This is a genomic window from Parapedobacter defluvii (assembly GCF_014642075.1).
GTDB classification, from domain to species: domain Bacteria; phylum Bacteroidota; class Bacteroidia; order Sphingobacteriales; family Sphingobacteriaceae; genus Parapedobacter; species Parapedobacter defluvii.
This window is the reverse complement of record NZ_BMIK01000002.1, coordinates 86,102-98,624: the sequence shown is the minus strand read 5'-3', so window position 1 is coordinate 98,624 and position 12,523 is coordinate 86,102. Positions and strand designations below refer to the sequence as shown.

Annotated in this window: 7 protein-coding genes; 1 reads left to right on the top strand and 6 read right to left on the bottom strand. The window is 48.9% G+C overall.

The window, feature by feature from the left end:
• Positions 1–36: 36 nt before the first annotated feature.
• The 4 genes from IEX60_RS04260 to IEX60_RS04245 form a co-directional block, all read right to left on the bottom strand.
• Complete coding sequence (locus IEX60_RS04260) at positions 37–1,758, bottom strand: RagB/SusD family nutrient uptake outer membrane protein (protein ID WP_229717415.1); 1,722 nt, start codon at positions 1,756–1,758, stop codon at positions 37–39.
• Between the two features lie 25 nt (positions 1,759–1,783).
• Complete coding sequence (locus tag IEX60_RS04255) at positions 1,784–4,885, bottom strand: SusC/RagA family TonB-linked outer membrane protein (RefSeq protein ID WP_188747795.1); 3,102 nt, start codon at positions 4,883–4,885, stop codon at positions 1,784–1,786.
• 382 nt (positions 4,886–5,267) lie between these two features.
• On the bottom strand, positions 5,268–6,692 hold the full coding sequence (locus tag IEX60_RS04250; RefSeq protein WP_188747793.1) for a Gfo/Idh/MocA family oxidoreductase: 1,425 nt from the start codon (positions 6,690–6,692) through the stop codon (positions 5,268–5,270).
• 52 nt (positions 6,693–6,744) lie between these two features.
• Entirely contained in the window at positions 6,745–7,602 is an 858-nt protein-coding gene (locus IEX60_RS04245) for a sugar phosphate isomerase/epimerase family protein (RefSeq protein ID WP_188747791.1), read from the bottom strand.
• A 98-nt stretch (positions 7,603–7,700) separates the two neighbouring features.
• Here IEX60_RS04245 and IEX60_RS04240 point away from each other — a divergent pair, with 98 nt between their 5' ends.
• A complete protein-coding gene (locus tag IEX60_RS04240; RefSeq protein WP_188747789.1) occupies positions 7,701–8,726 on the top strand; it encodes a LacI family DNA-binding transcriptional regulator in 1,026 nt (341 codons plus the stop codon).
• Positions 8,727–8,854: 128 nt separating this feature from the next.
• Here the strand turns inward: IEX60_RS04240 and IEX60_RS04235 are convergent, their stop codons facing one another.
• Both IEX60_RS04235 and IEX60_RS04230 read right to left on the bottom strand, forming a co-directional pair.
• Positions 8,855–11,014 (bottom strand): chitobiase/beta-hexosaminidase C-terminal domain-containing protein, encoded by a 2,160-nt coding sequence (locus IEX60_RS04235; RefSeq protein WP_188747787.1) that lies wholly within the window; start codon positions 11,012–11,014, stop codon positions 8,855–8,857.
• 9 nt (positions 11,015–11,023) lie between these two features.
• Positions 11,024–12,496, bottom strand: a complete 1,473-nt coding sequence (locus IEX60_RS04230) for a DUF1501 domain-containing protein (RefSeq protein WP_229717414.1) — start codon at positions 12,494–12,496, stop codon at positions 11,024–11,026.
• Positions 12,497–12,523: the final 27 nt, after the last annotated feature.

Sequence of the window (12,523 nt, the reverse complement as noted above, 5' to 3'; positions counted from 1 at the left end):
GATACACGCTTCCTGAACTGTACTTAGGTTGTCAGATCAATAACCCGGGTTTTGTGTCCATTGTTGATCGATATTCAAGTCCATCTGTTCCTGCGGAATCGGCCACAAGACATGGTAGTCCTGGATATTCAATCCCGGATTCAATGGATTATTATTGTATTTGCGAACACGCTCAACCAATTTCCCAGTACGGCGGAGCACAAAATGACGGCAATCTTCACCGTACAGTTCCCTTGCCCGTTCATCGAGCAAGTAATCGATATCGATGTCTGCCGTGGTAGCCGGCTTTGCATGTGAACGGGTACGGACGGCATTGATATCTTCCTTTGCCAAATCCAATTCGCCGAGACCAATGTACGCTTCGGCACGGAACAAATACGTTTCAGCCAGTCGCATGGCATAGACGTCTTTATACGAAGCACCATTTCCCGAGGTGGCTTCGTTGTCCAAGACATGCATGGGATCGGCAAATTTTATGAAATACGGATAGATATATTGACAGGTATCGCGGATGGGATCTCTCCCTGCCGATGCTGGGTATTTGGAGAAATCAATCTTTTGCCCGTGGAAAGCCGACTCAGGGCTGTCGTAGTAAAAATCCCGTTTGATCATGTGCTTAGCGTTACGGATATCGTTGTTCCAGTTGCCTTCCCATATCGTGTAAGCACTGAAATTTGTAGGACGCACCCAAGCGACGCCCCGCCCCAACGAATCCGAGTAGCCTGTATAAGCCCCATTCACTAATTCGCCCCGGAAAGCGGGCTTTCCATCGGGTGTATTGCCCATCCGGAAGTAGGCGGGTGCAAAGGCCCGGTTCCAGCGATTGTTGGATCCACCGATCACGGTAGAAGGCTCAAATTGGAGCACCCAGATGCTCTCTTTGTTCTCTCCTAAGTTCTGGTTACCATATGCAAATAAATCGGAATATACATCTCCGGAGCCAAACACATCCGGGTTTGAGCCAAACCGTTCGGTCATCAAATGGTAACCGAAGTCGTTAATCACATGCGTTGCTGCGGTTACCGCCTCTGTATATTTGTGTTGCATGAGATACACTTCGGTGAGCAGATGATAGGCCGCACCTTTTGTAATTCGCCCGGGATCCTTTTCCGAGCCGGGATCGGGAAGATGCTCAACGGCGAAAGACAGGTCTTCCTCCATCTGTTGATAGGCAACGGAAGTAGGGTCGCGCACAAAATCCGTTTTGGCGAAATCGATTGCTTCCGTCACCACCGGCACGTCACCGAAAAAAGACACCAAATGCCGATAGGCGTATGCACGGAAGAACAACGCCTCGGCGATATAGGCATTCCTCTCCTCCGGCGTAAGCAATGACTCATCTGCATTGTTAATCCCTTCGACTAACAGATTGACCCGTTGTATGAGCCTGTAGGGTCTATTCCAGTATTCCCTTACGTACTCCGACGAAGGAGTCAGGTAATTGACGTAATTACACAAGAACCGTGTACTGTTCGGGTCCTCGCCGTGAAAAGCGATGTCCGTACCCAGTGCCTTGTATATAGTTCCGACGTCTTGAAGTTCCTCACCAAAATACCAGTCGTTCCGCACGGTGAAATGGAGACCGGTAATGCCTTGATTAATCCCCTCCACGGTATTGTAGGCATTTTGAGGCGCCAAAAAGTCTTTCGGCACCTCCTCCAAAAAATCCATATCATTGCAAGCGGAGACCACCATTGTCAACGAAAACAGACATGCTGCGCACTTCGCTGTTATATAGTTAAATTTCATTGTTGTCATGCTTTATGTATTTGATATTTTTCTACTATAAACCCAGCCTCAGTCCCAGTGATACGTTCCGCATAGCCGGATAGTTGGCATTGGCGGATGCGATCTCCGGATCCCAGCCGGACCATTTTGTCCACGTATAAACGTTCTTTCCAGACAGGAATATCTGTAGGTTATTGATGCGGCCCATACGTTGCAGGAGATCGTTGCCAAAGGTGTAGGTCAACGACACATCCTGTATCCTCACAAAGCTGCGGCTTTCAAAAATCCGGCTGGTCACTGCAGCGGAGTTATACACGCCGGTCGCATTGTCAACGCCGTTATCCGGTGTCCAATAAGGCCGTACTGCCGATTGGTTCATGCGCAAAACATCGTCCGAACGACTATTCACATTCACCACAGTATAGTTGTCGCGCAGGTAATACCCATTCCCTCCCTGGATGGAATTAAGCAGGAAGTAAAGCGAAAAGTTCTTCCAGGTGAGCGTATTTCCGATGCTGAAACGGTAATTGGGATCGGCATATCCTACAATTTTCCGGTCATTCTGCGGATCGATACGGTTATCCCCGTTCAGGTCAGCATACTTATACTGTCCCGGATACCAGCCGGTGTACGTCCGCCCGGCATACAGGTCGTCCTCGGTCCATAATCCCCCCAACATCTCGTAATCATAAAGTGCCGAGATCGGCTCCCCGACAAACCACTCATTGCCGACGTCAACGTCATTCTCGCCACCGTACAATTTGGAAATCTTGTTCCGATTGATGGAGAATACCACATTTGTTTTCCAGTTCAGATCAGTCGTCTGGATATTCTCAGACCTCAACTCGATGTCCAACCCCTTGTTGTCAAGAGCTCCTATATTGGACCAGATGTCGGCATACCCTGCAGACCCAGGTAGTTTACGTTTTACCAACACATCGGATGTTTTGGCCAGGTAGCCGTCCACGGAACCCGCTAACCGGTTATTCCAAAATCCAAAGTCGACACCAAGGTTGACGGATGAGGTTTTTTCCCAACGCAGGCTGGGGTTCCCGATCCGATTGGGGAACAGGGAAATTGAAGTATTGCTATCGTAAACATAGTATTCGGTCCCCATCTGTGCAAAACTGCTGTAACGGCCTATCCCCTGGTTACCGTTCTGGCCGTATGAAAGCCTTAGCTTGGTATAAATCGATGAACCTTCTTTCCAAAACGGTTCTTCGGAGACAACCCACCCAAGAGACACGGAGGGCAATGTGACAAATTTCGAATCCGGCCCGAAGCCCGAAAATCCATCCCGCCGCACTGTTCCGGTAATCATGTACCGACGTTTGTACTGGTAGTTCAGCCGGGCCATGTAGGAAACACCCTGTTCCTCCCACGCCCGTGCCGGATCACTGTCTCCGGGTGGCACAACCGTTACCACCGTTCCCATATTCAGGTTGTTGAAGCCCAGCAACGGATTTTCAAAACCCTCTACCCGCAGGATATAGGATTGTCCGAAATATTTTTCCCGGCTATAAAGTAAGGTGCTGTTAATATCGTGATCACCAAATGTGCGGTTATAAGACAAGATATTATTGAAGATCCATTGGCGCGTCTCTTCAGGCCGCCGCTCCGCACGTCCGTTGTTGGTGTTTCCGTTTTCAATGGATACCGGCCAAAATGTGTTATTCTTACGGTAATAAAATGTATTTGAATAGTTGAAATCATAGGTTAACCCCTCAACGAACGGAACATCCACTTTTGCGTTCGCCACAAAAAACAGGTTGTTCCGGATATCCTCGTTTGTAGCTTTTGTCTGCCCTAATGGATGGGGCATGTATCCTTCATTGGTCAGGAACGTCACATAATCATCGGGCGAATCCAAATCGTAGTTAGCCAAAGGGCTGGCCACCCTGGCGTCTTCCAAGCTGGCATTTACACCCGAATAGTCGCGATAGGAATAATTGACATTCAGCCCAAGTGACAGCCAGTCGGTCAATTTCCCATCAACCTTTGAATTGAACGTATACCGTTCGAACTGGTCGTTTTTCAGAATTCCCTCTTCGCGGGCAACCGATCCGGAGGCATAGTAATTTACTCGTTCTGAAGCGCCGGAAAAGCTGGCATCGTAGTTCGCAATCGATGCCCGATCCCGCATAACCTGATCCACCCAATCGATTTCGTTACCCGCCAGGTAGTTCTGCCGCTCCTCTTCGGTACGCAAACGCGCGGCGACAGTCTCGCGGTTTGTCACATCAGGCCTTACCGGCTTTCCAGCCTCACTGGTGGGATTGGTCCGATACCAATTGTAGAGCTCCTGTTGATAGAAATAATCCACCATCCGGATCGCATACTGTTCGGCGTTCATGACTTTCATCGGATTGTTGGTCATCGCCTGAAATCCATAATTGGCATTCACATTGATCCGGGGAGCCCCCGTCTTGCCCCGTTTGGTCGTGATAATGATGACACCGTTCGCCGAACGCGATCCGTATACAGCGGCGGCACTCGCATCGCGGAGAATGTCGATATATTCCACGTCATTCACGTTTATATCTGAAAGCGATCCATTGAAAATAATACCGTCCAGTACGATAAGGGGATTGTCATTTGCGGAAAGCGAGGTTTTGCCCCGGATGGAAAGCGAAGCATCCCCACCGGCCAGTCCGCTTTGTTGGATGTTGACACCTGCGGATGCACCCGACAATGCCTGTGTAAGGTTTACATTGGGCACGGGTTTGTCTTCCAATGCTACGCGTGTAACCGATCCGGTCAGGTCACTTTTCTTCATGGTGCCATAACCGACAACGATCACTTCATCCAGATCCTGTACCTCCGATTCCAGCACGATATCCAAAGGCATATTGGCTCCGCGTAAGCCAACTTCCTGAGATTCGTAGCCAACCGACGAGAAAACCAATGTTCCGTCTGCATTATTCACCGAAATGGTAAACCTGCCTAGCTCGTCTGTAGTCACCTGGGTGGCAGTGCCCTTTTGTACAACCGTCACTCCGGCGATCGGTTCGGCCTGTACGTCACGCACGGTACCTGTAATTGTCGATCCCTGTTGTGCACTGACCGGTAACCCCAAAGCGATTCCGACAAGCAGAAACACAAACGCTACCCTGCATCGCAAGTGTAGCGAATAAGCCCATTTGTTCATGTTCATCATACTACAATTGATTTATGTTTATAAAGAATGTTAATACGGTTTCAATCTCGTATCAAACAACGTATACAACAGCAAGTGGCCCCGTCAATGTACTTCACGGCACTGCATCCAATATGGAGATTGTATATGAAGTCCAAAGGAGATTATCCCCATTGGCAAAAGAAACAACTGGTTAACGAAGGGTTTTATCCCCTTTCAATCATGTTATGGTTTGTATTTGTTTGTTTTAAATGTTGGTGTGTTTTATTGGTGTGTTTTAATGCGATTGTGTGTTCTATAATGTGTGTATATATGTGTTTGTATTGTGGTTTTATTAGGTGTGTTCGGCAACTGGAAAAAGGAACTGCCCTACCTCAACGGCAGTTCCTTCTAACCGTTTGTCCTAAACTTGATAGTATTGTTCCCAGCCTTTTTTCGGTGGCGGTCCTACCAATAGCTCGTTCGCCATTTTGTTGTTGGTGATGACTTTTTTCTTTCTATCAAATTCAAGTTTTGTCTTCAACTGTTGAGACAGAACGCCCAAACAAAATACCTGGCTAAGCGGCCCAGCAATCTCAAATGGAGACCGTGTTTCTTCTTCTCCTTTACAAGCTTTCAGGAAATTGGCAAAGTGATTGGACGGACTTACCGGTACTTCCGGTAGCCGGGAAGCCATTTCTTTTGCCTTCTCTTCCGGGATGATGGAAAGTGTGCTTCCGTGCGACCCTCCCTTGAATGTCAATTCTTTGCTATAAATGATTTTACCGGGATTCAGTTTTACGGGCTCAAGCGCACCCGTACTGGGTGGTGGAATATTCGGATCCAGCCCGGATACTCCATATCCCTCGGGAATAGGAGGTAAATTATCTAACCCATCATACCATGTAATGTCCAGTGCCGGCATCTTCTTCCGTTCAGGAAAGCGGAATACGATGGTCGAAGACATGGGAAAAAAGAATTCGTTATGTCCGGTGGCTTTTGTACATTCCACTTCGTAGGGCAACCCCAGGTCAAGAAACTGATGCGCGGTATCAATAATATGCGCACCCCAGTCTCCTAGGGCTCCCATACCGAAATCATACCAGCAACGCCATTGTCCGTTGATATAGTCGTGGTTGTAATCGTGTTGCTTGGCAACAGCGGAATGCCACAGATCCCAGTCCAACGTAGCGGGGATCGGTTCAGCAGGAGGAAACGATTTGATATTGGGATCCCATCCATGCCAACGACGCGGTGAATTCATATGTGCGGTAATAGCGGTTACATCCTTGATGATACCGGCTTCCACCCAGGCTTTGAACTGAAAGTAGTTGGCATCCGAGTGCCCTTGGTTCCCCATTTGGGTGACTACCTTTTTATATTTCCTGGCTGCCTTCATCATCAGTTCCACCTCGTTAAACGTACGTGCCATGGGCTTTTCCACGTATACGTGCTTACCCAGACCCATCGCATGCATCGTGATGGGAAAATGTGAAAAATCAGGTACCCCAATGGATACCGCGTCAATTTGATTGTCCATTTTATCGAATAGCTGACGGAAATCCTGGAACCGTGGCACGTCCGGAAACTGTTCGATGGTTTTCAATGTATGCGGAGCACCCATATCCACGTCGCACAGCGCCACAATATTGGCGAGTCCCGTTGCATACAGATCGCGGATGATCTCTCCCCCCCGGTTACCGATTCCGATACACGCTAGATTAACCCGCTCATTCGCCGCCGCTAATTTGGGCCTGGCCGTCAACAAACCGGGAGATACCGCAGCTACCGCCGACGCCAACATCGCCTGCTTGATAAATACCCTTCTCGAATACGAATTTTTATCCATTTATAATTGATTTTAATATATTAGTTAGTTAATAACTAGTCAGATGCATGTATCACGCCAATGTATCGATCACTCCCTGGAAATAGCCTTTGCATTCAGCCAGTCCAGCCAACGGATCTGACATATCTTTTTCAAATTCCAGGCTACACTTTCCCCGATAGCCTATCTTACGCAACGTTTTGACAAATCGAGGAATGTCGATCACACCTCTTCCCAATTCACAGGTCGTACCGTCCTTTGTCGGCGCGGTAACATTCTTGAAATGGATATCAAATATCCGATGCTGGTAGCGCTCCAGGTCTTTGATGGAGTCCTGGCCGTCCCGCGTATTATGTCCCATATCGAAACACAGCCCCATTCGTTCATCCAGATTTTTCACTGCCTCGAAAACGGTCGTCGCGTTTGGATACAACTTATCTTCGGGACCATGGTTATGGATGGCATACCGGATATCGTATTCCTTTACTTTTTCAGAAATGTACGGCAGATTGTCCTGCGAGGGGATTCCTACCATTAACTTCACGCCTACCCGCTTGGCATATTCAAATCCCTTATCGATTTCTTCTTTGGATTTTGTCATGTAAATCGGCCCCACACCATATCCGGTAACGCCTGCGTCGGCCAGCTTCTTATGGAATGCGGCTATTTCAGCATCTGTACTAGTAAGCGGTAAATGAAAATCCTTGATACACAGATAACGGACCTCCATACGTTTCATCATAGCCAGCGCGTCATCCAGTCCAAATTTAACAAAACTGAATCCGGCGATGGCAAGGTCAAAACTGACATCCTTAGCCAACCCGGTAAGTACATCACCCTTCGGTTGTGTTGACCCGAATGCCCGGCCGGCCAAGCCCGTCGCTGCAATCCCTAACAATCCCTTCTGAACAAATTTTCTCCTTGTTTCCATGTAATATGAGTTATTGAATATATTGGTTTTTATTTTGTTTTTCCTGCAAAGGCGCTGAGATGCGGAGTGCAAAGCAGGTTTTTCCTTATCTTAGCCCGATGGATCACAAACGAGCTACGATTAGAGACATTGCTTCTGCACTTAAACTGTCTCCGTCTACCGTTTCCAAAGCACTGCGGGACCACCCTAACATTGGTATCGTTACACGGGAACGGGTTAAGAAATTAGCTAAAGAACTCCATTACGTTCCCAATCAAACCGCAATCCGGTTCAAACAACAGAAATCATATACCCTTGGTATCGTCATTCCCAACATGCTCGACCATTTTTATGTGGCCGCCGTGGAAGGTTTCGAAAAATTCGCTTACGACCATGGTTACCAGGTACTCATCGGCCAAAGCCATGAAAGCCTCCAACGGGAAAAAGAGTTGCTGCTAACCATGCAAAGCAACCGTGTGGATGGTCTGGTCATTGCCATATCCCGGGAAACCACCGACACTTCCCATATTAACGAAGTTGTTTATTCGGGTATCCCTGTCGTTTACTTTATACGGAAACCCATCAACGAAGAACTTCATTGCGTTTGCAGCGATGTCTACACCGGTGCTGTGGATGCAATCAGCTACTTCGTATCCCGGGGTCATAAGCGGATCGGCTTTATCAATGCTTCTTCCTATTGGACCACCAGCCGCGACCGCTTCTTAGGCTATCGAGACGGGCTGATTCAACATGGCATCCCTTTTGACAAATCGCTTGTTCAGGAAAGTGATTTCAGCCAGGAAAGTAATTACCAAGCCATACGCCGGCTGATGCAACTTGACGATCCGGCCACCGCTGTTTTGACTTTCAAAGATCAGGTGATGCTTGATGCACTGAATTGCCTTCGCTTTGAATTTGCCTCCATAGCGCCCGCTGTCGAGCTTATTGGCTACGGTGCCAACCCCATGATTCAATACTTAGAACATCCCCCCCTTGCGTCCCTCAAAGAACAACCCTATGAAATCGGGCAAAAATCAGGTTTATTGCTTTTGGACCTGGTTAATCATCCACAAACTGAATATGCGCCGCAACTTGTTAAATTTCCCTGTAACCTGCACGTATTCACCTCGCATAAACAAAGATAGTCAAAGCCGCCTCCAATTCATTTGCACAAACGCAAAACGCGGCAGCAACCCTTGAAAAATAATTCAAAATGTGTTTTTTTAACCTTTTCAAACGGTGTACCTGATTTCTGGCGGTTAATTTACTCAGGTCAGTTTATGGTGATTTCATCGACAAAAATCCAGGCAGGGTTTCCCTCAGCAGGATATCCCGGGGGTATGGGAACAAACGGCTCAACCACTAACCGCAGGTACCGGATTGCGTCGCCGACCGCAGGTATGCTGACTAGTTGACTTGCCGGTGCTTTTTCTGGCTTTTCCAGTATCGGCTGAACCCGGGTAAGCAAGCGTGCACCGATGGAGTCGGCACCACCCCATACCTGAATGACCTTTGGCGGATAAATATAGTTACCATACTGCTGCTTTACGCTGATACCGATGGTATCTATGTGAATCGCCTCGTCGAAATGGAACGATACATTCATCGGCTCACCATAGAATCCCAACCATTTGCCATCCGCGTGATTGTCTCCCCCGCTTACCAAATCGACTAAGGTCACAGCACCCCGTCCTTTGTAGCCTGGATTGGGTGGACCCAGCAGGAATAGACGGTCGGGACGGTTTGCCGAGGGGTGAAAGGCTTTTAACGTCTCCGCACTGGAAAACCAGCCAGATTTATAGCCTTTTACCCGCACAACGGTTGCGGCATCGATGGTAAAAGGCTCCTTGTAAAGACGTGCATGGGTACTATCGGGTTCACTTCCATCCAGCGTGTAACGCAATTCAACACCAGCTACCGGATGGCTTAACGTGACTGTAGCCCTCTCCTCAAAAAAACTGCTAGCCGGCTTAATCAGGGGAGCGTTTAACGGAAGGATCGTCTGGCCATCATCCCGGTATCCTTGTTCGATGGTCACATTTTTATGCTCCTGCTGCAGCCGCTCCAGCACATCCGTGCCGACCTGGGTATTCCATACGTATACCTGCTTCAGCTTTGGCAGGGCCAACAGGGTCGCGAGCCCGGTTTCTGTTACTTTCGTACCACTCAGGCTGATCGTACGCAATTTTGGGAGTGCCGCCAGTGTCTCACACCACCGGTCATCCACCGGGGTGTCATTCAATATCAATTCTTGTAGGTTGGTGAAATTTCCGAGTGTTTGCCGATCCTTTTCGGATAACGGCATTCCGCTCAGCGACATAGATACGACCTGTAGACCAACTGCCGTTAATTCGCTCAGCGATTGCTCGGTGAAAGCGGTTTTTCCATAGAAGCCTACGGTCAAAGCAGGCATCCCCAACGCGATCGGTTTAACAACCCGATACGGACTGTTCAATCCGGCTACCGTTCCGGCATCTGCAGCCGGAAAATCGTAAGCTTCTGTATTTGGAGCACCATAAACGGCTACAGCCAACCGATGAATCGGATCATCGGGAGGAACGGATGACAAGGGAACCTCAAAATCTGCACCGGATGCAACCCACGCTTGAACCAATGCCAACTCTTCATCGGTCAACTGCGGTTTGCCCTTGGGTGGCATATGATGCTCATGACCGATATCCAGCAGTAGGCGCTGAATAAGAAGGCTTTCTTCCGTGGAGCTGCTTACCCATAACGGGCCACTATCTCCCCCTTGGCGCATCAACGTCGTATCTGAGAGTATCAAGCCTCCTTTTGCCTTATTCGGACTGTGACAATTCAGGCATTTTGCTTCCAGGATCGGATAGACCAGATCGGGAAACACAACCGCCATTTCGATATCCAAAGCTTTCTGTTTTTTCCCGCGTACCGGTTCAAACAGGTAATCTGCACCGCGCGTCAACCCGGCACCGAAATGACCGGCCATCATTAATACGACCAACAAAACACTCAATCCGATCCGGAAAAGATTGGGATATTTCGTTCGTTTAACAGCTGTCCGCTCGTGATACCACAGCAATCCGGCGGATAAAAAACACAGTGCTACCCCCGTCCATTTATGCCATTGGAAAGCAGGGCCTTCATACCCTCCTTCCTTGGAAAGGAATAAACCTGCCACGACGGTTAGCGCGGCACTCCAGGCGGTCAACAGCAGTAGTGTATATACCAACTGCTTGACCAACGCCTGCCCCATATCCAGCTTTTCTCCAAAACACCCGAGCAGCCAGGCAAGCACCAACAACACAATCGGGAAGTGCAGCAACAAAGGATGAGCCCGACCCAGCACCTGCAGCGATGCCGGCACGTAAATCCTGCTCTCAAAAAGGAGGAAAAAAACAATGAATACCTGAAATGCAATCAGCAGGTTAAGCAGGGCGGTATGGATTGATTTCATGGGTAAGCGCTACACCAAGATGTCTTTTACCACCGTTCCGGCAACGTCGGTAAGGCGATAACGCCGCCCCAGGTGCCGGTACGTCAATTTCTCATGATTCAATCCGAGCTGATGAAGAATGGTAGCATGAAAATCATGCACATGCACCGGATCTTTAACAATGTTGTAACTAAACTCGTCTGTTTCGCCGTATACAATTCCAGGCTTTATACCGCCGCCAGCCATCCATACGCTGAAGCAACGGGGGTGGTGATCTCTTCCGTAGTTGTTAAACTCCAGTCTTCCCTGGCAGTAACTGGTCCGGCCGAACTCGCCGCCCCATATGACCAATGTTTCGTCCAGTAAGCCGCGTTGTTTCAAATCAGTTACCAAAGCAGCCGACGCCTGGTCTACATCTTTTGCCTGTGTGGCCATCTCGTTGGGCAGATTGCCGTGCTGATCCCATCCCTGATGATAGAGCTGCACAAAACGCACACCGTTTTCAGATAATTTTCTTGCCAACAAGCAGTTCGCCGCATAGGTACCCGGAACGAGGCAATCGGGACCATACAGTTTAACAATATGGTCCGGTTCTTTTGATAGGTCCGTAACCTCAGGGACAGAGGTTTGCATCCGGTAAGCCATCTCGTATTGCTGCACCTTTGCCGTAATTTCAGGATCCCCGAATGCCTCAAACTGGAGAAGATTCAGTTCGGCCAATTTATCGAACAACTTTCTGCGGCTCACTTTATCCGTTCCCGGCGGATTGCCCAGGTACAGCACCGGATCTGGTCCGCCCATAAGTTGCACCCCCTGGTGCACGGAATCCAGGAACCCGTTGGTCCACAGTTTTGCATAAACACCCTGTCCATTCCCCCTTCCTTTCGATACCAACACACAGAAAGCCGGAAGATTCTGATTTTCACTACCCAACCCGTAACTCAGCCATGCACCCATACTCGGGCGGTTCCCCTGTTGGGCACCCGTTTGGAAAAAGGTAATCGCCGGATCGTGATTGATGGCATCGGTATGAAGCGATCGGATGATGCAAAGGTCGTCAACGATTTTTGCCATGTGCGGAAACGCCGAGCTGACCCAGGCACCGCTTTTTCCATACTGGGCAAAATCATAGTAAGATCCCACCAGCGGGAAACTTGCCTGACCGGCTGTCATCCCCGTAAGCCGTTGCCCGCCGCGCACCGATTCAGGAAGATCCTGTCCCATCATCTCACGCAATTTAGGTTTCCCGTCAAACGATTCCAATTGGGACACGCCTCCGCTCTGGAAAAGATAAATAACCCGTTTGGCCTTTGGTGCAAAATGGGGAATTCCCGGTGCGGGACCATCGCTATCCCCTCCTTTACCTGAAAATAAATCCGGTATCAGCAATGAGCCCAACGCGGCGCTACCGATTCCGATACTCAATCGCGACAAGAACTGCCTCCGGTTTTCGTATAAACGGGCTTGTTCAACTTCTTTTTCTAACATTCCGTCTTTCTTCATACCACTTATTTCTCCTGTTTGCGGTCG

Coding starts and splice junctions, on each gene's coding strand:
- IEX60_RS04260 (WP_229717415.1), bottom strand. CDS start 1,758: ATGACAACAATGAAATTTAACTATATAACAGCGAAGTGCGCAGCATGT.
- IEX60_RS04255 (WP_188747795.1), bottom strand. CDS start 4,885: ATGATGAACATGAACAAATGGGCTTATTCGCTACACTTGCGATGCAGG.
- IEX60_RS04250 (WP_188747793.1), bottom strand. CDS start 6,692: ATGGATAAAAATTCGTATTCGAGAAGGGTATTTATCAAGCAGGCGATG.
- IEX60_RS04245 (WP_188747791.1), bottom strand. CDS start 7,602: ATGGAAACAAGGAGAAAATTTGTTCAGAAGGGATTGTTAGGGATTGCA.
- IEX60_RS04240 (WP_188747789.1), top strand. CDS start 7,701: ATGGATCACAAACGAGCTACGATTAGAGACATTGCTTCTGCACTTAAA.
- IEX60_RS04235 (WP_188747787.1), bottom strand. CDS start 11,014: ATGAAATCAATCCATACCGCCCTGCTTAACCTGCTGATTGCATTTCAG.
- IEX60_RS04230 (WP_229717414.1), bottom strand. CDS start 12,496: ATGAAGAAAGACGGAATGTTAGAAAAAGAAGTTGAACAAGCCCGTTTA.